This window comes from Sphingomonas paucimobilis NBRC 13935 (assembly GCF_000739895.2).
Taxonomy (GTDB): domain Bacteria; phylum Pseudomonadota; class Alphaproteobacteria; order Sphingomonadales; family Sphingomonadaceae; genus Sphingomonas; species Sphingomonas paucimobilis.
Genome location: NZ_BBJS01000017.1, coordinates 22,319 through 44,160, shown reverse-complemented (window position 1 = coordinate 44,160; position 21,842 = coordinate 22,319). Strand labels below are relative to the sequence as shown.

At 66.0% G+C, this 21,842-nt stretch carries 19 protein-coding genes; 9 read left to right on the top strand and 10 right to left on the bottom strand.

Going from position 1 to position 21,842, the window contains the following annotated elements:
- The first annotated feature begins 141 nt into the window (after nucleotides 1–141).
- From SP6_RS06975 to SP6_RS06955, 5 genes are all read left to right on the top strand, one after another.
- Nucleotides 142–1,389, top strand: coding sequence for a multidrug effflux MFS transporter (locus SP6_RS06975; RefSeq protein ID WP_037567725.1), 1,248 nt, complete (start codon nucleotides 142–144; stop codon nucleotides 1,387–1,389).
- An 87-nt stretch (nucleotides 1,390–1,476) separates the two neighbouring features.
- The gene (locus tag SP6_RS06970; protein ID WP_007403918.1) at nucleotides 1,477–1,818 is read left to right on the top strand and encodes a hypothetical protein; all 342 of its coding nucleotides are present in this window, start codon (nucleotides 1,477–1,479) and stop codon (nucleotides 1,816–1,818) included.
- Nucleotides 1,815–2,138 carry an MliC family protein gene (locus SP6_RS06965; protein WP_007403865.1) on the top strand — a complete coding sequence of 108 codons (324 nt, stop codon included), beginning with the start codon at nucleotides 1,815–1,817 and terminating at the stop codon, nucleotides 2,136–2,138. The genes SP6_RS06970 and SP6_RS06965 overlap by 4 nt, the downstream gene beginning before the upstream one ends.
- A 230-nt stretch (nucleotides 2,139–2,368) precedes the next feature.
- Complete coding sequence (locus tag SP6_RS06960) at nucleotides 2,369–3,004, top strand: hypothetical protein (protein ID WP_007403713.1); 636 nt, start codon at nucleotides 2,369–2,371, stop codon at nucleotides 3,002–3,004.
- Nucleotides 3,005–3,098: 94 nt separating this feature from the next.
- On the top strand, nucleotides 3,099–3,431 hold the full coding sequence (locus tag SP6_RS06955; protein WP_170170577.1) for an HNH endonuclease: 333 nt from the start codon (nucleotides 3,099–3,101) through the stop codon (nucleotides 3,429–3,431).
- Nucleotides 3,432–3,738: 307 nt separating this feature from the next.
- Here the strand turns inward: SP6_RS06955 and SP6_RS06950 are convergent, their stop codons facing one another.
- Both SP6_RS06950 and SP6_RS06945 read right to left on the bottom strand, forming a co-directional pair.
- Nucleotides 3,739–4,794, bottom strand: a complete 1,056-nt coding sequence (locus tag SP6_RS06950) for a ribonucleotide-diphosphate reductase subunit beta (RefSeq protein WP_007403854.1) — start codon at nucleotides 4,792–4,794, stop codon at nucleotides 3,739–3,741.
- Between the two features lie 46 nt (nucleotides 4,795–4,840).
- Nucleotides 4,841–5,038 carry a hypothetical protein gene (locus SP6_RS06945; RefSeq protein ID WP_007403890.1) on the bottom strand — a complete coding sequence of 66 codons (198 nt, stop codon included), beginning with the start codon at nucleotides 5,036–5,038 and terminating at the stop codon, nucleotides 4,841–4,843.
- Between the two features lie 56 nt (nucleotides 5,039–5,094).
- Here SP6_RS06945 and SP6_RS06940 point away from each other — a divergent pair, with 56 nt between their 5' ends.
- Nucleotides 5,095–5,346 carry a DUF2171 domain-containing protein gene (locus tag SP6_RS06940; protein WP_007403708.1) on the top strand — a complete coding sequence of 84 codons (252 nt, stop codon included), beginning with the start codon at nucleotides 5,095–5,097 and terminating at the stop codon, nucleotides 5,344–5,346.
- 77 nt (nucleotides 5,347–5,423) lie between these two features.
- On the opposite strand, the gene SP6_RS06935 is transcribed toward SP6_RS06940, so the two are convergent.
- The 4 genes from SP6_RS06935 to SP6_RS06920 all read right to left on the bottom strand — a co-directional run bounded on the left by SP6_RS06935 (nucleotide 5,424) and on the right by SP6_RS06920 (nucleotide 11,537).
- Nucleotides 5,424–5,780, bottom strand: a complete 357-nt coding sequence (locus SP6_RS06935) for an endonuclease domain-containing protein (RefSeq protein WP_007403935.1) — start codon at nucleotides 5,778–5,780, stop codon at nucleotides 5,424–5,426.
- Between the two features lie 155 nt (nucleotides 5,781–5,935).
- Complete coding sequence (locus SP6_RS06930) at nucleotides 5,936–7,849, bottom strand: ribonucleoside-diphosphate reductase subunit alpha (protein ID WP_037567837.1); 1,914 nt, start codon at nucleotides 7,847–7,849, stop codon at nucleotides 5,936–5,938.
- A gap of 372 nt (nucleotides 7,850–8,221) precedes the next feature.
- A complete protein-coding gene (locus SP6_RS06925) occupies nucleotides 8,222–8,692 on the bottom strand; it encodes a DUF3429 domain-containing protein (protein WP_007403723.1) in 471 nt (156 codons plus the stop codon).
- Nucleotides 8,693–8,882: 190 nt separating this feature from the next.
- On the bottom strand, nucleotides 8,883–11,537 hold the full coding sequence (locus SP6_RS06920) for a putative bifunctional diguanylate cyclase/phosphodiesterase (RefSeq protein ID WP_227876534.1): 2,655 nt from the start codon (nucleotides 11,535–11,537) through the stop codon (nucleotides 8,883–8,885).
- Between the two features lie 147 nt (nucleotides 11,538–11,684).
- Between SP6_RS06920 and SP6_RS06915 the strand changes: the two genes are divergently transcribed.
- Nucleotides 11,685–13,208: a fumarate hydratase gene (locus SP6_RS06915; protein WP_007403657.1), complete on the top strand. Its 1,524-nt coding sequence runs from the start codon at nucleotides 11,685–11,687 to the stop codon at nucleotides 13,206–13,208.
- 285 nt (nucleotides 13,209–13,493) lie between these two features.
- Here the strand turns inward: SP6_RS06915 and SP6_RS06910 are convergent, their stop codons facing one another.
- The 3 genes from SP6_RS06910 to SP6_RS06900 form a co-directional block, all read right to left on the bottom strand.
- On the bottom strand, nucleotides 13,494–15,281 hold the full coding sequence (locus tag SP6_RS06910) for an AMP-dependent synthetase/ligase (RefSeq protein ID WP_007403942.1): 1,788 nt from the start codon (nucleotides 15,279–15,281) through the stop codon (nucleotides 13,494–13,496).
- Nucleotides 15,282–15,357: 76 nt separating this feature from the next.
- Nucleotides 15,358–17,115, bottom strand: coding sequence for a gamma-glutamyltransferase (gene ggt, locus SP6_RS06905; protein WP_037567723.1), 1,758 nt, complete (start codon nucleotides 17,113–17,115; stop codon nucleotides 15,358–15,360).
- Between the two features lie 47 nt (nucleotides 17,116–17,162).
- Nucleotides 17,163–18,191, bottom strand: a complete 1,029-nt coding sequence (locus SP6_RS06900) for a quinone-dependent dihydroorotate dehydrogenase (protein WP_007403689.1) — start codon at nucleotides 18,189–18,191, stop codon at nucleotides 17,163–17,165.
- 164 nt (nucleotides 18,192–18,355) lie between these two features.
- Between SP6_RS06900 and SP6_RS06895 the strand changes: the two genes are divergently transcribed.
- Both SP6_RS06895 and SP6_RS06890 read left to right on the top strand, forming a co-directional pair.
- A complete protein-coding gene (locus SP6_RS06895; protein ID WP_007403880.1) occupies nucleotides 18,356–19,444 on the top strand; it encodes a catalase family protein in 1,089 nt (362 codons plus the stop codon).
- 28 nt (nucleotides 19,445–19,472) lie between these two features.
- Nucleotides 19,473–20,246, top strand: a complete 774-nt coding sequence (locus tag SP6_RS06890; protein ID WP_007403705.1) for a metallophosphoesterase family protein — start codon at nucleotides 19,473–19,475, stop codon at nucleotides 20,244–20,246.
- A 116-nt stretch (nucleotides 20,247–20,362) separates the two neighbouring features.
- On the opposite strand, the gene SP6_RS06885 is transcribed toward SP6_RS06890, so the two are convergent.
- Nucleotides 20,363–21,604, bottom strand: coding sequence for a hypothetical protein (locus SP6_RS06885; protein WP_007403649.1), 1,242 nt, complete (start codon nucleotides 21,602–21,604; stop codon nucleotides 20,363–20,365).
- Nucleotides 21,605–21,842 lie beyond the last annotated feature (238 nt).

Here is a 21,842-nt window from a genome sequence, read left to right as displayed (position 1 = left end):
TCGTATAGCTCTGGCGGATTGAAATGACGCCTCCGGGATTTTGTCTCGACGCTATTCGATTCGCCGTTATGCGGCGTTGGCGTCACGCGTTCCGCTTTACCGGTTCCCCTGCCTGCCGATCATCCCTATGTGGCAGTCATCATGTCCGAATCCCGTTCCGCTGATCCGGTGATGTCCGTCGCCGCCGAACCCCCTGGCGCGCCGATCGGTTTTGTCGAGTTCGTCCTGCTGATCGCGGCGCTGATGGCGTTGACCGCGCTCGGGATCGATTCGATGCTGCCCGCGCTTCCCGCGATCGGCGAAGCGCTGAACGCGTCGCCCACGGCCCGACCCTTCGTCGTCACCGCCTTTCTAATCGGGTTCGGCGTGGCGCAACTGGTCCATGGGCCGCTGGCCGATCGCTATGGCCGGCGGCGGGTGCTGATCGTCGCGCTGGTCATCTATATCATCGCCAATGCGGCGGCGGCGGTGGCGGGCAGTTTCCTGCTGCTGATGGTCGCGCGGGTCTGTGCCGGCGCGGCGATCGCGGCGACGCGGGTGGCGACGGTCGCGCTGGTCCGCGACTGCTATCATGGCCGTGCCATGGCGCAGGTCATGTCGATCGCCTTCATGGTGTTCATGGTCGTGCCGATCCTGGCGCCGGCCTTTGGCGAGCTCGTGCTGCTGTTCGGCAATTGGCGGCTGATCTTCTGGACGATCGCCGCGCTGGCGGGGCTCGTCCTGATCTGGTTCGCGGTGCGCATGCCCGAGACACTGGCGCCCGAGGCCCAATTGCCCATTTCGCTCAGCCGGATCTGGAGCGGGTGGCGCGAAACCGCGACGGACCGGCTGTCGCTGGGCTATACGCTGGCGGCGACCGCGCTGATGGCGGCGCTCTATGGCTATCTGAACTCGATCCAGCCGATCATGGCGGTGACCTTTGGTCGCGAGAAGCTGCTCGCGCTGATCTTCGCGACGACCTCGATGACGATGGCGGCGGCCAATCTGCTCAACTCGCGCATCGTGATGCGGCTGGGCACGCGCCTGATCAGCCATAGCGCGGTGTCGATCCTGATCGTCGTATCAGCCCTCCACTTCGCGCTGATCGTGCTGGGGGTGGAGACGCTGGTCGCCTTTGCCGTGTTGCAGGGGATCACCATGGCCTGTTTCGGCTTGGCAACCTCCAACTTCTCGGCGATGGCGATGGAGCGGATGGGCCGGATCGCCGGTACCGCATCCAGCGTGCAGGGTTTCGTCAGCGTCACCATCGGATCGGTGATCGGCGCAGGGATCGGCCAGGCCTTTGACGGCACGGCGGGACCTTTGGTCCTGGGGTTCGTGCTGGCCGGGCTCGTGGCGTTCGGCGTCGTCTTCGTGACGGAACGCGGGCGTATGTTCCGTCCGCTCTGACCCCGCTTACGCCCGTCGCATTCGGGCCGGGGAACCGGCCGGAGCCCCGCGCCGTTCCACCCTCGGTATCGAGGACAGGAGGCAAGGATGGGCGGACATCAGGTTCCCAGCCAGGGACCCGGCGACGACGGATGGGACGAGGAAGGCTATGACGAGAGCCAGCGCGCCGAAATCCTGGAAGTGACGCGCGACGGCCCCAGCGACGGCGTGCTGCTGACCGATATCGAACCCGATCTGGGCGACGACAGCGTCGAGGACGAGCCGATCGACGAAATCGACATGGATTCCGAGGAGGTCGGCGAAACCGATGCCTCGGTCGACATGGATGAAGAGGATATCGACGAGGACGATCTTCAGGAGGATTTCGAGGACGATCGCGTCGCCGATGGCGATATCGACGAAGCCGACGATACGGCATTGCGGCCATGAACCGTCTGCCCGTCGCCCTGGCGGCGGGCGGGATCGTGCTGGTCGGTTGCTCGACCATGCCCGACCCGCGTGCCGGCCTGCCGCCCATGATGTCGACCAGTTTCCGCTGCGAAAATGGCAGTCGGTTCTGGGTGCGCTTCGACAATCGCGATGACAGCGTCTTGATGCGGATCGATGATCTGGAACTGCGTCTGGAAGGGCAGCGGGTGGCGTCGGGCATCCATTATGCCGGCGTCGGACATGACCTGCGCGGCAAGGGCGATGCGGTAGTTTTGACACGGCCCACCGGCGAGTCGCTTCGCTGTACCGCAATCCGATAAGGCGAAAATCGATTTCGCGGCGAAAAAACGGCACAAAAGTGCGATTGCCGCATTCTGCCCGCAATTGGTTCATCTAGGTGACAGGAACTGTGGCTTCGCGGCAACAGCTCGGTATAAGACGACCGAAAGTGACACTTCTGTGCAACCGCGAACGGTTTTGCCGGTTAAGCGGGCCTGGGCTGAGCGGTTCGATCCGCCGCCCCACATAGAATAAGAGAAGGGTATCTCACATGCGTAAGCTTTCCCTCGTCGCCGCTGCGGCGGCCGCGTTCGTTGCCGTGCCCGCCATGGCGCAGGACATGAACACCACCACCGACACGACGGCACCTGCCGCCGACACCGCGACCGCTCCCGATGGCACCCGCGCCTTCGGTATCGAGCCGTATGTCGCGATCATGGGTGGTTGGGAGCAGTTCGATCGCCAGTCGGTCGCCGGCATCCCCGCGCAGCCCAAGGGCTACAACCTGGACGGCGCGCTGGTCGAGGGTATCGTCGGCTTCAACGTGCCGCTGGGCCCCGTGTTCGTCGGCGCCGAGGGCGCGGTCGCCAAGGGCGTGTCGGGTGACATCGACTGGCAGTATGGCGCCTATGGCCGCGCGGGCTTCCGTGCCGGTGAGAGCGGCCTGTTCTACGGCAAGGTCGGCTATCGCTGGAACAACTTCCACAACTTCGCTCCGGGCGTCGCTGGCGACCTGAAGCGTGACTATCACGCGACCGTCTACGGCGTCGGCGCCGAAGTCGGCCCGAAGGACATCGGTCTGGGCGGCCTGACCGGCAACTCGGGTCTGCGTCTGCGTATGGAAGTTTCGACCTTCGACAACGCCCACTCCTTCCGTCCGATGGCGGGTGTGGTCGCACACTTCTGATCCCTCTCGGATCCAGTTGGCTTAAGGTGGCGGGGTTCGGCAGCAATGCCGGGCCCCGTTTTCCTTTTGGCGTCGGCTTCCCATATCACGAACGATGGTCGGACGGGTAAAGCGAAAGGCGGGGCTGGCCGCAGCCGCCGGGCGGTCGGAACCGGGGGAAACGCCGGCCTGTGCGCTATGCGGCCGGCCGCTGGGGGTGAAGGTGGAATGGCACCACCCCGTGCCCAAGAGCGAAGGCGGGCGTGAGACGGTGCCGGTCCACCCCATATGCCATCGCACGATCCATGCGACGCTCACCAATGCGCAACTGGCGCAGGACTATGCGGACTTCGCGGTGCTGCGTGCGCATCCCGATATGGCGCGGTTCCTCCGCTGGATCGTAGGCAAGCCGGCGGATTTTCATGCGCCGACGCGGGCAGCGCGGTAGGCTGGGTTCACGCCAAGAGATTTTGTTCGCGCAGAGGCGCAGAGGATGCAGAGAATAAGAAGGACGGGAGAACAATCTCCCCATTCCCCGTTCAGCCTGAGCATAGTCGGAGGCCAAGGGCGCTATGGGGCGATGGTTTCCCTTGGCCTTCGACTACGCTCAGGCTGAACGGATGTAAGGACGATCGTCCTTCTGCCCTTCTTATTCTCTGCATCTTCTGCGCCTCTGCGCGAATCCAACCTTCTTCGCGCTATCGCGCCATCGCGTGAAACAAAAAAGGGCGGACCGAAGTCCGCCCTCTCGAAGATCACTCCGCCGCGACGCCTGCGGCCGAGAACATGTCGCCGGTTTCGCTCGCCTCTTCGTTGGCGGCCTTGCCGGTCTTGGCCTTTTGGCGCTTGTCGAACGCGTCCCACACGTCGTTCCACTGGCCGCGCGTCGCCGCCTTGGAATATTCGGTCGCGCGCGTCTCGAAGAAGTTGGCATGTTCCACGCCGTTGAGCAGCGGCGTCAGCCAGGGCAGGGGATGCTCGTCGATCATATAGATCGGCTTCAGCCCTAGCTGGCCCAGACGCCAGTCGGCGATGTAGCGGATATATTTCTTGATATCCTTCGCCGTCATGCCGTTCACCGGGCCCATTTCGAACGCCAGGTCGATGAAATTGTCCTCCAGCCGCACGGTCGTCTGGCACTGGTCGGCGATATCGTCTTTCACCGCCTTGGTCAGGCACTGACGCTCCTTGGTAAAGGCGTGGAAGAGCTGGATGATGCCCTCGCAGTGCAGCGACTCGTCGCGCACCGACCAGGTGACGATCTGGCCCATGCCCTTCATCTTGTTGAAGCGCGGGAAGTTCATCAGCATCGCGAAGGAGGCGAACAGCTGCACGCCCTCGGTGAAGCCGCCGAACATGGCGAGGGTGCGGGCGATATCCTCGTCATTGTCGACGCCGAACTTCTGCAGATAGTCGTGCTTGTCCTTCATCTCGGCATATTCGAGGAAGGCGCCGTACTCGCTCTCGGGCATGCCGATCGTGTCGAGCAAATGGCTGTACGCCGCGATGTGCACCGTCTCCATGTTGGAGAAGGCGGTCAGCATCATCTTGACCTCGGTCGGCTTGAACACCCGGCCATATTTCTCATGATAGCAGTCCTGCACCTCGACATCGGCCTGGGTGAAGAAGCGGAAGATCTGGGTCAGCAGATTGCGCTCATGATCGGTCAGCTTCTGCGCCCAGTCGCGGCAATCCTCGCCCAACGGCACCTCTTCGGGCAGCCAGTGGAGCTGTTGCTGGCGCTTCCAGAACTCGAACGCCCAGGGGTATTCGAAGGGCTTATACTGTTTGGAGGCTTGGAGAAGAGGCATCGGGGTTACTCCGGATACGAATAGCGTGAAGAGGGTGAAGGCCGGTTCAGCCGCTGCTGGCCCAAGAGCGCAAAGCGGTGGCGAAACCGGCGAGAATGATCCCGCCCATGACGAACATGGTGCCCGCGATCAGCCGGGCATAGCGCCCTTGGTCCGATCGGGGGGTGCGAAGCTGGAGCAGCAGGGTTGCGCCGATCCCGGTTAATATGGCTGCAACGGCGTACATGATCGCAGCCCCCGTCATGCGACCATTTCCAACGTGGCGCGTTCCGAAACCGAACCCAACACAGGAGACTGAAAATGGTCGATGTCAGCCAGATCAAGGAACATGCGGAAGTCATCGGTGCGGACGGTGTCCATGTCGGCACCGTCGACCACGTCCAGGGCGACCGCATCAAACTGACCAAGAATGACAGCCCGCAGACCCAGGACGGGCAGGGCGCCAAGCACCATTACCTGCCGATCGGCCTGGTCGCGGAAGTCGAGGGCGACAAGGTCCGCCTGTCGGCGACCGCGCAGAACGCCGTCGACCAGTTCGAAGAGGCGGAGTGAACTTCTACTCCCTCTCCCCCTGTGGGAGAGGGAGGGGCTCGCGGCCACAGGCCGTGGGAGGGTGAGGGGGCCGTCCATCACGGGCGGCCCTTTTGCTTATGCGCGATCCGCGCGCCGATCGCCGCCACGACGCCGTCGAGGTTGGACATCATATCGGCATTGGCGAAGCGGATCACGTCATAACCTTCATGTTCGAGGAAGCGGGTACGTGCGGTGTCGCGCTCCGGCTTCATTGCGTGGTCGTCACCATCGAGTTCGACGATCAATCGGACCGCGTGCGAGCAGAAATCCGCGTGGTACGGGCCCATCGGAACCTGACGGCGGAATTTCATGCCCGGCAACGCCTCGCGCAGTGCTCTCCACAGGCGGCGTTCGGGCTCGCCTGCATTTCGGCGCAGTTCACGCGATCGGGTGACTGTGGCGGCGGGAAGCAACTGCCTTTTGGTCAGGCCCTGGGCGTTACCCCTCACCCTTCCCACGGCTTTTGGCCGCGGGCCCCTTCCCTCTCCCACAAGGGGAGAGGGAGGATCGGAGGAATGAGGGGCCATGGCGCGACCTTCCCGTCAGGCGATCCAGCTTGGCTCCTGCTTCACTGACACGCCAAGCACTCATCATAATCGGTCGTCTCGCCGATCTCGAACTTGGGCGCGCTGATCGTATTGTCCGCCTCGACCCCACCCGAACCGGCGAAGCCCGCGCGCTGCACCGACTTGGAACGGAGATAATAGAGCGACTTGATGCCCAGCTCCCACGCGCGGAAGTGGAGCATGAGGAGGTCCCACTTTTCCACGTCGGCCGGGATGAACAGGTTCAGCGACTGCGCCTGGTCGATATAGGGCGTGCGGTCGCCCGCCAGTTCGAGCAGCCAGCGCTGGTCGATCTCGAACGAGGTCTTGAACGTGTCCTTCTCTTCCGGGCTGAGGAAGTCGAGATGCTGGACCGAGCCGCCATGTTCGAGGATCGAGTTCCACACCGCGTCGGAGTTCTTCGACTTCTCGATCAGCAGCTTTTCGAGATAGGGGTTCTTCACGACGAACGAACCCGACAGCGTCTTGTGGGTATAGATATTCGCCGGGATCGGCTCGATGCACGCGCTGGTGCCGCCGCAGATGATGGAGATCGACGCGGTCGGCGCGATCGCCATCTTGCAGCTGAAACGCTCCATCACGCCGACATCGGCGGCGTCGGGGCAGGGGCCACGCTCGGCGGCCAGGGTCATCGACGCCTGGTTCACCTGCGCGTTGATGTGCTTGAACATCCGCAGGTTCCACGACTTGGCCATCGCGCCCTCGAAGGGCAGGCCGCGCGCTTGGAGGAAGCTGTGGAAACCCATGACGCCCAGGCCGACCGAACGCTCGCGCGCGGCGGAATAGGCGGCACGCTCCATGCCCGGCTCGTGGCGGTCGATATAGTCCTGCAGGACATTGTCGAGGAAGCGCATCACGTCCTCGATGAACTGCTTGTCGTCCTTCCACTCGTCCCAGGTTTCCAGGTTGAGCGACGACAGGCAGCACACCGCCGTGCGGTCATTGCCCTTGTGATCCAGCCCGGTCGGCAGGGTGATCTCCGAACACAGGTTCGAGGTCGACACCTTCAGCCCCAGCTCGCGGTGATGCTTGGGCATGTTCTTGTTCACATGGTCGGCGAAGACGATGTACGGCTCGCCGGTCGCCAGACGGGTCTCGACCAGCTTCTGGAACAATGCGCGCGCATCGACCGTGGCGCGGACCTCGCCGGTTTTCGGGCTCTTCAGATGCCACTCGGCGCCGTCACGCACCGCTTCCATGAAGGCGTCGGGAATGAGGACGCCGTGGTGCAGGTTCAGCGCCTTGCGGTTGAAGTCGCCCGACGGCTTGCGGATCTCCAGGAATTCCTCGATCTCCGGGTGCGAGATGTCGAGATAGCAGGCGGCCGAGCCGCGCCGCAGTGAACCCTGGCTGATCGCCAGCGTCAGCGAGTCCATCACGCGGACGAAGGGGATGATGCCGCTGGTCTTGCCGTTCAGGCCGACCGGCTCGCCGATGCCGCGCACTTGGCCCCAATAGGTGCCGATGCCGCCGCCGCGCGACGCCAGCCACACATTCTCGTTCCAGGTGGTGACGATGCCGTCCAGGCTGTCGGGCACCGAGTTGAGGTAGCAGGAAATGGGCAGGCCACGCCCCGTGCCGCCGTTCGACAGGACCGGCGTGGCGGGCATGAACCACAGCTTCGAGATATAGTCGTACAGCCGCTGGGCATGCTCGGCATTGTCGGCATAGGCCGAGGCGACGCGCACGAACAGGTCCTGATAGCTTTCGCCGGGCAGGAGATAGCGGTCGTTCAGCGTCTCCTTGCCGAAATCGGTCAACCGCGCGTCGCGCGCATGGTCGACCTCGACTGGATAGGGCTGCGGGCGCACCGACTTGGTATCGGCGGGCGTTGGGGCCGGGGCGGAGGTTTCCGCCGCCATCTTCTCAAGCATGTCAGTCGTCATGTCGCTATCCCGGCTATCCCTGAAATCCATCATTGATGCCGCTCCTTTGTTCTTGATCCGTTCGAGTCGGCGTCCTGCCCCTTGCACTTGCGCGCCGCGGTCGTCGCGATCCGGACGAGGGGAACCGGCAAACCCGTCTCCACGGGCTTTTTCCGATCCCGATCATGTCGGGTAACATGACCTCGCCCTACCAGTGCTTGGGGCCGCCCCCGGCCTCTTCCACTATCCATAGTGTAAAATCCCGGGCGGCACCGCAAGAGGGGTAAAGCGCAGGGAGGGGGTTGGTTGCGACGAATGACGGTCGCGAACGGGGCGCCAAAACCTGCGACGCGTGGATGTCTGCGGGGTTCATGAAGCGCAAGCCCTTAAAAATATTTTTAAGCGATCGCGATCAGTGGAGCGTCAGTGGAGGGACAGCAAAAACAGTGCCAGCAGACCGACAAGGGCGACCACCATCTGGGGTGGCCGGAGCCTCGCGAAATGACGCGGTGCGCCGCCCCAGCGTGCGAGCCAGGGATCGGTGACCGCGATCGAGGCATAGCCGATCAGCAGCAGCGCCAGACCGACCGGCGGCGACGCGACGAGCGCCAGCAGCCCCAGCGAAAAGCGCAGGATCATGGTCAGCATCTGCGACACATGCGGTCCGCCGGGCGTGAAGAAGCTGAGCCCGCGCGCCACGCCCGCCAGAAAGGCGAGGATCGCCGCCCCCCATATCTGCCCGATGACCAGCGCCAGTGGCAGGCCCGCCCAGACGCCCAGTGCCGCCAGCGGCAGGACCAGGATGGGCCCATAGCCGAAGATCAGGCTAAGCCGGGGCGTCCGGGGCGAATGGTCCTGCGGCGTGGGGGCGGGGCCGTAAGCGGGATCGGTCATCCGGCGCGAACGTGCGGCCGAACTTTCCTATCCATCGGTACCGCAAGGATAAAAGGGATCATGGCTGCGCGTCCCAGCGAGCCAAGCCGCCTTTGTGCATCGGGGGAGGCCTCACGAAGCATGGTGGAGGGGCGTCCCCTCCCGATCGCGGGATACCCCTTGGTCAGGCCTGCGGAGGAAGACAGGTTGGCTAGGCGAGATGGCGTTGTGGCTCGTCCTCGGCGGCGGCCATGTCCAGCCAGGGGTGATCGTCGGGCAGCGGCGTGGCGAAGGCGATACCGACCCGCCCCTCGCGTTCCCAGCGTATATAGCTGCGCATCGGCTTGTCCGTACCGATACGCAGTCCGATCGCCGCGCCGCATACGATATAGGCGGGCGGCAACCCCTCGATCATCATGCCCGAGGGCGACAGGTCGCGGATGCGCACGTCGAGGATCGTGCTGCCGGAAACGATCTGGGCGGTGCGCAGCATTTTCACCCGCGCGCGACGCAGCGATTTCAACCCCACCGGCTCGGCCCGCGCGTCGCCCGTGCCCAGCATCTGGTGGACCTCGTCGACCGGTACGGGGCGGCCATAGACGAAGCCCTGGATATGGCTGCACCCCAGTTCGCGGATCAGCTCGATCTCGTCCTGCAGCTCGACCCCCTCGGCGGTGGTTTCCATGCCCAGCGTATCGGCCAGCGTCACGATCGCGCGGATGATCGCGGCGTTGCGGCTGCCCGTGCCGACCGCACCGCGCACGAAGGACTGGTCGATCTTGATCTTGTCGAACGGCGCATGGCGCAGATAGCCGAGCGAGGAATAGCCGGTGCCGAAATCGTCGAGCGCCAGCCGCACGCCCAGCGCCTTGAGCGCGGCGAATTTGCGTTCCGATTCCTGATTGTCGCGCAGGAAGACGCTTTCGGTGATCTCCAGCTCCAGACGCGACGGCGCCAGCCCCGATTGCGTCAGCGCCTGTGCGACCAGCGCGGTCAGATTGGGCTTGGTGAACTGCACCGAAGAGACGTTGACCGCGACGCGCGCCGGGATCGGCCAGCTCGCCGCCTCCAGACAGGCGGTACGCATCACCCATTCGCCGATCTGTTCGATCAGCCCACATTCCTCGGCCACCGGCACGAACTGCCCGGGCGGGATGTCACCCTGCGTCGGGTGGGTCCAGCGCAGCAGCGCCTCATAGCCGACGATCCGCGCTTCGCGCGTCGAGACCACGGGCTGGTAGACGAGGTGGAACTGGCCCTGCGCGATGGCGATGCGCAAATCCTCTTCCATCCGCTTGCGGCTGCGTGCGCCTTCCAGCATCGCCTCGGCATAGAAACGATGCACGCCGCGCCCATCGCCCTTGGCGGCGTAAAGGCCCAGATCGGCGTTGCGGATCAGCGCTTGCGAATCGTCGCCGTCATGCGGCGCGATCGCGATGCCGATCGAACAGCCGATCGTCACCTCGACCCCCTGAATGTCATAAGGTCGCGACAGGGTGGCGATGATGTCGGTCGCCAGCGCCGACAACCTTTCGCGCTGGTCGATGCCGGGCAAGAGGATCTGGAATTCGTCCCCGCCCAGTCGGCCGACCAGCCCGACATCGCCGACCGTCTGTTCCAGCCGCCGCGCGACCTGTTGCAGCAGCAGGTCGCCGGCCTGATGGCCCAGCGTGTCGTTGACCGCCTTGAACCGGTCGAGGTCCATCAGGAACAGCGCGGTCGGGCGATAGGGATTGACCGATTGCTTCAGCGTCTTGTCGAGCGACAGCTTCATCCGCTGGCGATTGGCGAGGCCGGTCAGACCATCGAACAGCGCCAGCCGGGTGATCTCCGCCTCCGACCGGCGCTTCTCGGTCAGGTCGGAGCCCGAACCGGTGAAGCCGCGAAACCGGCCGATGCCGTCGATGATCGGCCGGCCGGAAATCGACCACCAACGCTCCTGCGCCAGCGGATCGCTGGACGCCGCGCAGACGGTATAGTCGGAAAAGCTGGTGCGCGACGCCATGTGGAAGGACAGGGTCCGCTCGGTCCCCGGCGCGGAGGAGTCCATCTGGAACAGATCGGTCAGCAACCGGCCGGTGGCGTCGATGCCGATCGCGCGCAGATCCTGCGCCACCTTGTTCGACAGATAGGTCAGGCGGCCATGGCGGTCGGTTTCCCAGAACCAGCCGGTGCCATGTTCCTCGAACTCGGCGATCATCTTGACCGCCTGCTGCCCCTGGCCAAAGGCCTGCGCCCGGGCGGCGGCGAGGTCGTAATCCATCTGTCCCGCGCGCCGGGCGTTGAGCACGATGAAGGTCAGCGGCGACAGGACGGCGGCCAGGGTCAGCGGCAGCGCCGCGCCCCAGGCCAGGGCCGCGATCGGCGCCAGAAAGGCAAAGCCGAAGGAATAGCCGATCATGGCGCCGCGTACCGGGTACAGCATCGCCATGGTTGCCCACATCGCGCCGAACAGCGTCAGGGCCGAGGCCCAGCCGGCGGTGCCGTCATGCGCCTGCGCGATGATCAGCAGCAGCGGGCTGGTCGCGACCGCGATCACGAAGCCCATGACGACCAGCCATTGTTTCAGCCGGTAGAAGGGCCATTGCCGCGCCTCGCCACGCCACAGCACCATGCCGAAGGCGAGGGTCGCCAAATGGATCGCCGCACCCGCCGCCGCCTTTTCCAGGAACAGGTCACGGCTGTCATGACGCCAGCTGATCGCCAGAACGATCGCGATGGCGACCAGATTCTGGAGGATCGACAGCAACCAGGTCCGGCACAGGGTCTGCACCCGCTTCAAGTGAAGATCGACCAGCAGTTCGTCATTGTCCTCGACGATCCCCATCAGGGTAAGGAAAGATAGGGGGTCGGAGGCGGATGACATGCGCGGTGTTTTCGGTCCCAGAGCGGCTCGCCATGACCCTGCACCCGGCGGAGTTAAGATTAATTGAAGTCAACTCGCGCTGGAATCGTCCGCTCGCCTCGCGCATGGCGTTGCGCCGGGCGCGCAGCTGTCGCAAAAGGCGGCCCCATGACGACCCTGATCCGCGACACCGACCTGATCGAGAGCGTGGCCGACGCGCTCCAGTTCATCAGCTACTACCACCCGATGGATTATATCCGTGCGCTCGGTAAGGCCTATGAGGCCGAGAAGAGCCCGGCGGCCAAGGACGCCATCGCGCAGATCCTGACCAACAGCCGGATGTGTGCCGAGGGGCATCGGCCGATCTGCCAGGACACCGGCATCGTCACCGTCTTCGTGAAATGGGGCCAGGATTGCCGCCTGTCGGGAGACCGTAGCTTGCAGGAGGTCATCGATGAGGGCGTGCGCCGCGCCTATCTCCACCCCGAAAACAAGCTGCGCGCCTCGATCCTCGCCGACCCCGCCTTTACCCGCCGCAATACCAAGGACAACACGCCCTCGGTCCTCCATGTCGAGATGGTGCCGGGCAACAAGGTCACCGTCGACGTTGCGGCCAAGGGCGGCGGGTCCGAGAACAAGTCGAAGTTCAGGATGATGAACCCGTCCGACTCGATCGTCGACTGGGTGCTGGAGATGGTGCCGCAAATGGGCGCGGGCTGGTGCCCGCCCGGCATGCTGGGCATCGGCATCGGCGGCACGGCGGAGAAGGCGGTGCTGCTCGCCAAGGAATCGCTGATGGGCGCGATCGATATGGGGCAGCTCAAGGAGCGTGGGCCCAGGAACGACATCGAGGCGCTGCGCATCGAGCTGTTCGACAAGGTCAACGCGCTGGGCATTGGCGCACAGGGGCTGGGCGGCTTGTCCACCATCCTCGACGTCAAGATCCTCGACTGGCCGACGCACGCCGCGTCCAAGCCGGTGGCGATGATCCCGAACTGCGCCGCGACCCGCCACGCGCATTTCACCCTGGATGGCTCCGGCCCCGTCTATCTCGAAGCGCCCAAGCTGGAGGAATGGCCGAAGGTCGATTGGAAGCCCGACCTTCAGGCCGCCAAGCGCGTCGATCTCGACACGCTGACGGCGGAAGAGGTGAAGAGCTGGAAGCATGGCGACCGGCTGCTCCTCAACGGCAAGATGCTGACCGGACGCGACGCCGCGCACAAGCGGATCAAGGACATGCTCGATCGCGGCGAGGAACTGCCAGTCGAGTTCCGGGGCCGCGTGATCTATTATGTCGGCCCGGTCGATCCGGTCGGCGAGGAAGTGGTCGGCCCGGCGGGTCCCACCACCGCGACCCGCATGGACAAGTTCACCCGCATGATGCTCGACCAGGGCCTTCTCGCCATGGTCGGTAAGGCCGAGCGTGGGCCTGCCGCCACCGACGCGATCCGCGAATACCAGTCCGCCTATCTGATGGCCGTTGGTGGCGCGGCATACCTCGTCGCGCGCGCGATCAAGGGATCGAAGGTCGTCGGCTTCGAGGATCTGGGGATGGAGGCGATCTACGAATTCAACGTGGAGAATTTCCCCGTCACCGTCGCGGTCGATTCCGAGGGCCAGAATGTCCACACGCTGGCGCCTCTGGTGTGGCGCGACAAGATCGCCAAGGAAGGCCTGCTGACCCCGGCGTGATCCGGTTCGCCCTCCCTATCGGCGATAGGGAGGGCGGGCGGCTGACAGAACAATTCGCCGCCCCAGCCCCCCGTTCAGCCTGAGCGAAGTCGTAGGCCAAGGGAATCACGGCGCCCTTAAGACTACTCGCACTACGGGCTCGAATAAGCGCATCGCAGTGTCGGCGAAGCGCCGCCCGATACATGGCATCATGGCGGATGCTCCTCCTTGGCCTTCGACTTCGCTCAGGCTGAACGGAAGGGGTAGCTTAGCCATCTCCACGCCTCGCTGGTGGAGATTAAACCATCAATTCTTGTAAAGCGCGTCCAGCCGCTCGCCATAGACCTCGCGCAACACATGCCGGCGGATCTTCAGCGACGGCGTGAGCTGCTGGTTCTCGATCGAGAAGGGCTCGTGCGCGATGATGAAGCGGCGGATGCGCTCCGTCACCGATAGGTCGCGATTAACCCGGTCGATGGCGGCTGAAATCGCCGCGCGGAAATCCAGATCATCGTCCAGCGCCACGCGGTTGCATCCGGTACCCGACTTGGCACACCACTCCGCCGTCCATTCGGAATCGGGGACGATCAGCGCCACCATATAGGGCCGCCGGTCGCCCGCGATCATCGCCTGCGCGATTTCGGGCTGAAGGGTCAGCATCCCCTCGACCTTCTGGGGGGCGACATTCTCGCCCTTGTCGTTGATGATCAGGTCCTTCTTGCGGTCGGTGATGCGCAGGCGCCCGGCATCGTCGAATTCACCGATATCGCCGGTGTGCAGCCAGCCGTCCTTCAGCACCCGCTCGGTCTCGGTCGGATTGCGCCAATAGCCGTGCATGACCAGTTCGCCGCGTACCAGGATTTCGCCGTCCTCGGCGATCCGCACCTCGGTATCGGCCAGCGGCGGGCCGACCGTCTCCATCCGCACGCCCGCCTTGGGCCGGTTGCAGGCGATGACCGGCGCGGCCTCGGTCTGGCCATAGCCTTGCAGCAGGGTGAGGCCGATCGAGTGGAAGAACAGCCCGATCTCCGGGTTGAGCGGCGCGCCGCCTGACACCATCGCCTTCAATCGGCCGCCGAAACGCTTGGCGATCTTGGGCTTGAAGAGGGTGGCCACCGCCAGTTGCGCGGGGCGATCGACCAGCCGCAGCTTGCCGTTATAGCTGCGCGCGCCCAGCGCCAACGCCTGGTCGAGCAGTCGCGCGCCCAGACCGCCCTTCTTATCGATCGCCTTGGCGATGCGGGTGTGCAGCACCTCGAACAGGCGGGGCACGACGAACATGATCGTTGGGCGCACCTCCTCGATATTGGCGGCGAGCTTGTCGAGGCCTTCGGCGTAGTAGATCTGCCCGCCCAGCGCGATGGGGAAATGCTGGCCGCCCGTGTGCTCATAGGCGTGGGAGAGGGGGAGGAAGGACAGGAACACCTCATCGTCCCAGCCGAAATCCTCCGAGATCACCGCGCTGCATCCGGCGCAATTGTGCAGGATGGCACCATGATGCTGCATCACCCCGCGCGGCGCGCCGCCGGTGCCCGAGGTGTAGATGATGCAGGCCAGGTCGCCGCGACTGAAATCCGCCTCCGCCGCCACGGTGGCGGCCTGGGTCGGGTGCGCGGTGATCAGCGCGTCGAATTGGCGGCAGTCGATCTGGCTGGGCCCCAGGCGCAGCGGCTCGATCCCGATCACCGTCTGGACATGGTTGGAACGCAGCGCGGCGGGCATCAGCGTCGACGCCAGCTTCTGGGTCGAGACGATGATGGCCCGTGCACCCGAATTCTCGATGATATGCGCGTGATCGCGTTCGGTATTGGTGGTGTAGGTCGGCACGGTGACGCAGCCCGCCGCCATGATCGCCAGATCGGCGATGCACCATTCGGGCCGATTCTCCGACACCAGCATCACCCGGTCGCCGCGCTGCAACCCCGTCGAGCGCAGCCCGCGCGCCAAGCTGGCGACCTGCCGCGCCGCCTCGGCCCAGCTGATCGCGTGCCAAGCCCCGTCCTGCTTGCGCCACAGGAAGGGCGCGTCGCCCTTTTCGGCGGCGCGGGTGAAGAACATGGTGACGAGATTGGGAAAATATTCGAGCGTACGCATGGTCGTGCCTCTCCCACTGGCCCGTATCGCACGGCTCAACGCGCGACCGGGCTCTTTGGTTTGCCTGGTCTGTCGCTTACTCTGCCGGGCGGCCCGGCTTGTCGCCGACGCGGCGGATCGCCGTCGTGCGGCCGGTCACATCGATCGCCACGCCCTCGCTGCGCGGATCGGCGGCACCGACCCAGCGGCCGCCGACGCGCTCGATCGCATTGGCCTTCAGGCCGAGCGGCGCGACGGTCACCGTCTCGCCCAGCGCCCGAAGGCCGGGGACGAGCGCTTCCAGCGCGGTGCCCTGTTCGACCGTCGCGACATGGCCCGGCGCGAAGAGCAGGCCCGTCGCAATCGCATCTTGCGCGCTCAGCTTCCAGTCGATGACGCCGATGATCGCCTTGGCGACCTGCGCGATGATCGTCGATCCGCCGGCCGCGCCCACCGCCAGCCGGACCCGGCCGTCGGGGCCATAGACGATGGTCGGCGACATGGAACTGCGCGGCCGCTTGCCGCCCTCCACCCGGTTGGCGACGAAGTCGCCGTTCTTGACCGGCACGATGTCGAAATCGGTCAGCTCGTTGTTGAGCATCGTGCCGTCGACCGACAGGCCGGAGCCGAACGAGCCCTCGATGGTGGTCGTCACCTCGACGACGTTGCCGACATTGTCGACGGTCACGAGGTCGGTGGTGCCGGGCACTTCGCTGACCGGCGCCCGTACGCGCGGCGGCGCGCCGGGGGGCGTGCCGGGCGACACCGACGCCATGGTGCGGTCGGGCGAAATCAGCGCGGAACGGTCGGCGATATAGGTCGGGGCGAACAGGCCCTTCAGCGGCACCCGGACATAATCGGGATCGCCCAGATACATGTCGCGGTCGGCATAGGCGAGGCGCGAGGCCTCGGCGAACAGATGCCAGGCGACCGGTGAATCCTTGCCCAGCTTGGCCATGTCGAAGCGTTCGAGCAGCTTCAGGATCGACAACATGGTCGATCCGCCGCCCGAGGACGGGCCCATGCTGCAAATCCTATAGCCGCGATAGGTGGCGCAGAGCGGCGGGCGCGGCTTGGCCGCATAGGCGGCAAGATCGCCGGTCGTCATCTTCGACGGATTGCGCGGAGCGGTGTTGACGGTCGTCACCAGCTTCTGCGCCTGCGGCCCGACATAGAAGGAGTTGGGGCCGAGCTTGGCGATGCGTTCCAGCAGCGCGGCCTGTTCGGGATTGCGGATCGTGCTGCCGATGGCCAGCACCTGTCCATCCGGGCCGGTCAGCCGGGCGCGGGTGGCGGCGTCGACATGGCCGCCATAACGGGTGAGCGCGGTCTGGAGGCGCGGGGTCAGGGCAAAGCCGTCCCGCGCCAGTCGGATGGCGGGTTGGAACAGTCGCGCCCAGGGCAGCTTGCCGCCTTGCGCATGGGCCAGTGCCATGCCGCGCAGCGCGCCGGGCACGCCGACGCTGCGGCCGCCGGGCACCGCCTCGGCATGGGTGAGCGGGCGGCCGTCGGGGCCGTAGAACCATTCCGGGGTGGCGGCCATCGGCGCCGTTTCGCGCGCGTCGATCGTGTCGGTCTGCGCGCCCTTGGCCCCATGGCGGACCCAATAGCTGCCACCGCCGATGCCGGAGCTTTGCGGCTCGACCACGTTCAGCGCCAGCATGGTGGCGATGGCGGCGTCGGTGGCGCTGCCTCCGGCGCGCAATATCTCGACCCCGGCGGCGGCGGCACGCGGGTCGGCGGCGCTGACCATGCCCTCTGTCGGGGCTTTGACGGCGGGTATGGGCTTGCGCGCCTCGACAGGTGCAGCAAGAGGCAGCGTCAGCGCCGCCACGGACAGGAGCCAGTGCTTCATCGGGGCGACCCTAGCGGCAGGCAATGGCCTCCGCCAACCCCGTAACCTCAGGCACCGACCGCTTCCCCGGCATGGGCGAAGCCGTCGCGGGCGAGCAGCGCGTCCAGGTCGGTCAGGATGCGCCCCGCCAGCCCCGGCCCTTCATAGACCAGCGCCGAGTAAAGCTGGACCAGGCTCGCGCCCGCCCGGATACGGGCATAGGCTTCCGCCCCGCTGTCGATCCCGCCCGCCGCGATCAGGGGAATGGCCGCCCCCGTCGCCTTGCGGAAATCGGCGAGGCGCGCGCGGGCCAGCGGCGCGAGAGGACGGCCCGACAGGCCACCGGTCTCGGCGGCATTGGCGCTCGTCACACCGGGGCGGGTGATGGTGGTGTTGCCGATGATGATCGCATCGAGCCGGTGGTCGATCGCGGCTCGCGCGATCTCGTCGATCTGCGAGGGTTCGAGATCGGGCGCGACCTTCAGGAATAGCGGCACCGTCCCCGCCGCCTCGCGCGATGCCGCCAGCAGCTCGGCCAGGGCTGGCCCATGTTGCAGGTCGCGCAGGCCCGGCGTGTTGGGGCTGGAGATGTTGATCGTCACATAATCGGCGATCGGTGCGGCGCGGGTCACGCCGTGGCGATAGTCGGCGATGCGATCACCTGCGTCCTTGTTCGCGCCGACATTGATGCCGAGCACGCCCTTGCGCTTCGCCGCTTTCGCGCGGGCGAGGCCGGCATCGAGCCCGCCATTGTTGAAGCCATAGCGGTTGACCACGCCCTTATCCTCGACCAGCCGGAACAGGCGGGGCTTGGGATTACCCGGCTGGGGCTTGGGGGTCAGCGTGCCGATCTCGACCATGCCGAAGCCCAGGCCGAAAAAGCCGTCGATCGCCTCGCCATTCTTGTCGACGCCCGCCGCCAGTCCGAGCGGATTGGCGAAGTCGATCCCGGCGACCTGGGTCGCCAGCCGCGGATAGCGCGCCGGATCGACCGACAGCGGCGCGCCCAGCGAACCCCAGCGCGACAGCATCGCGACGGTCAGACCATGCGCGCGTTCGGCATCGAGGGCGAAGAGGAGCGGGTGATAAAAGGCCATGTCGGCCGGTTAGCGGATCGGCGGCGGAGGGGGAAGGGCGCGCCAACCTTGGTATGGCCGTCCCGGCCTTCGCCGTGGCGGCACCTATTCCCATCTGTGCCTCCCATCCCGAAGGAACGCTATCAGATAACATGGGTTGGAGGAGGCTTATAGGGAGAGCCCCCATGAAGACCCCGGTCCATTTCACCCCCCAAGTCGAAGATGTGAAGCCTGAAGAAGGCGAGACGGTCGACCAGATGAAGCAGTCGTTCGAGCATATCCTCGACACCACGTCCAAGGACTATGGCCACGGCGTCCGCGCGGTCCATGCCAAGGCGCATGGCATCATCCGGGGTAAGCTGAAGGTCCATGACGGTCTGCCGCCCGAACTGGCGCAGGGCCTGTTCGCCAAGCCGGGCGAGTATGAGGCGGTGGGGCGTATCTCGACCAATCCGGGCGATATCCTCGACGATGCGATCGGCCTGCCACGCGGTTTCGCGTTGAAGGTCATCGGGGTCGAGGGCGAGCGCCTGCCCGGTTCGGAAGGCGACACGACGCAGGACTTCGTCATGGCCAATGCGCCGGCCTTCACCGCGCCGACGGCCGACGCCTTTGCCAAGAATCTGAAGATGCTAGCCTCCACCACCGACAAGTTCGAAGGGGGCAAGAAGCTGCTGTCCGGCATCCTGCGCGGGATCGAGGCGACGCTGGAGACGGTCGGGATCGAGAGCCCCACGCTCCAGACGCTCGGCGGGGCCAAGCAGGTCCATCCGCTGGGTGAGACCTATTACAGCCAGACGCCGTTCCGCTATGGCGACCATATCGCCAAGTTCGGCCTGTTCCCGGTCAGCCCGGCGTTGACCCAGCTGACCGGCGACACGGTCGACACGCACGACCGTCCCGACGCGCTACGCGAAGTGGTGCGCGAGGTGATGATCGAGCAGGGCGGCCAGTGGGAACTCCGCGTCCAGCTCAACCGCGATCTGGAATCCATGCCGATCGAGGATGCGACCGCCGAGTGGAGCGAGGAGGACAGCCCCTATGTCACGGTCGCAACCTTCACCGCCGCGCCGCAGATCAGCTGGCGCGATGGCGAGACCAATGCGATCGACGACGCCCTGTCCTACAGCATCTGGCACGGCCTGGCCGCGCACCAGCCGCTGGGCAATATCAACCGAGCGCGTAAGGACACCTATCGCTTCTCGGCCGATTATCGCGGGCGGGTGAATGGCTGCCCGATGCATGAGCCGCGCGAAATGGCCGAGTTGCCGTGACGCGTGACCACCGGCTAGGACAGGCGGCATGATCCGCCTCTTTCATGTCAGCGACGTGCATTTCGGTGCCGAAGATCCCGCCGCCCTCGCCTGGTTCGCCGAGCGGGTCGCGGCGGAAAAGCCCGATGCCGTCATCATGACCGGCGACTTGACCATGCGCGCGACCAAGCGCGAGTTTCAGGCGGGCGGCGAATGGCTGCAATCGCTGGGCGTGCCGGTGACGGTCGAGGTCGGCAATCACGACATTCCCTATTATTGGGATCCGTTCCGCCGTTTCTTCGCGCCCTATCAACGCTATGCGGCGGTCGAGCGGATGATCGAAAAGCCGCTCGACCTGCCCGGTGTGACAGTGGTGCCGCTGAAGACCACGGCGCGCGCCCAGTGGCGCTGGAACTGGTCCAAGGGGCGGGTCAGTTCGGGCTCGCTCCGCCGCGCGTTGGCGTTGATCGCGCAGGCGCCCAAGGATCACTTGATCCTGGTCGCCGCGCACCATCCGTTGATCGAGGGTGGAACCAAGGGCACGGCGAAGACGCGCAATGGCGACGAGGCCCTGAGCCAATTGGCGGCGGCGGGCGCGCATGCGGTGCTTAGCGGCCATGTCCATGACCCGTTCGACGTGCCTATCGACCGCAACGGCTGGATCATCCGGATGATCGGCGCGGGGACGCTATCCAAGCGGACGCGCAAGACCCCGCCCGCCTTCAACGAAATCCGGATCGAGGGGCAAGGGTTCGAGACGCTGGTCCGCCGCTTCGGCGAAACCGCGCCGCATGTGATTACCGAGGATATGCGGGCGGGGTGATCGCCGGCGGTCGGGGCTTGGGCTTCGACTTCGCTCAGCCTGAACGGCTGCTTGCATAGGAACAGCCCCAACCTCCGTTCAGCCTGAGCGCAGTCGAAGGCCACGCTCGGCCCGAATCATCCCCGCATCACATGCGGACGCGCCGCGACCTGATCGTACATCTTCCCCGGCTGATCGAGCCAGATCGGTGACAGCTTAACCGAATCGCTCCGCTCCAAACCGACCGCATAGGTGCAGCGGGCGACACCCCAGTCGGTATGCGCCGCCGCCGCCAGGATGGGTACGAACATCGGCCGGCCGGCGGCATCGATGACATGGATCGCCTCGCGCGGCAGCGCGCTGACGCCGCGCACGGTGCGGCTTTCACCGGGCGCGAGCGCAAAGGGCGGGACGATCGGGCGGCCCTGCGGCTGGTGGGCGAGCTCGATCAACTGGCCGTCCAGCTCCGCATGGGCGCTGAGCAGCCGCAGGTCGACCGCGACGCGCCCGATCGGGGTGGCGCCGGTGTTGCGCACGGTGATCTCCGCCTCGATCGTGGCGGAGAGCATGTTGAGCCCGACGCGCAGCGGGCGCGCCTCGATGTTCAGGAAGCTGGGCTCGGGCGGCAGTGCCGGGGGCGGCGGCGCGGCAGGTCGCGGAGTCGCAACAGGGACGGCCGCCGGCCGGGGAGCAGGTGCGGCGGCGAGGTCCGGAGCCGCAGGTTCGGCGGCGCGCGGGGGCGGCGCGGGCAGCGCGCGCGGGCGGTTGCCGCTGCGACGCCCCAGCCAGATACCGATGATCAGCGCGGCGATGCCAGTGCCGGCGAGCAGTGGCCAGAAGGGCAGGGTGGGACGATCCGTCTCGCCCTGTTCAGGGGCGGTGGTGCCCGGCGCGGCGATGGCGGGCGTCGCGCTCTGGTCGTTGGAAATGGTCATCCCGTCCATCGCCGGATCGCCGCGGTTGACCGGCGTCGATTCGGGGTCGGGCAGCCGGGTCGCGGGGGGTTCGGGCGTCGGGCTCGGCTCCGGCACGGGCAGGGCCGCCGGGGTCGGGCTGGGTGCCGGAGTGGGTGCGGCGCGCGGCGCCGGGCGCGGGGTCGGCGTGGCCTTGGGAGTCGGCGTCGGCTCGGGCGTGGCCTGTCCCGGCAGGACCAGGCGCGGGGTCGGCGGGGTCGGCACCGGGGGCGCCGATTGCTGCGGCGTGGTGACGCGCGGGGTCAGGCTGAACCCCTCCAGCCCCGAGGTCGAGGGGCGGCTATTGGCATCATTGTCCTGCGGAGCGGCCTTGGCGAGGACGGGGCCGGCCAGTGTCGGTGCGAGTACCGGGGCCAGCGTCAGGACAAGAAGGCGCGCGGCGATGCGCGGCCCGGACGATGTCATGAAATGCAATCCTCGTGGTAACAACAGTCTTCATCGGCCGTTCGGGTCACCGACCCGACCGCCTAGCCGTGCCCGGTAGGAACGGCGGATGCAACCCCCCTCAACCATATCGTCCATTCATGACGCCTGTGTGTTTGACAGCGGGGGATGCAAAGCCTATATCGCGGGCCTTCACCACAGTCTCCGGGAAATGACGCGTCGTCGCGCAGCGTGTCGGTCGAATAGGGGATTGCTGGTT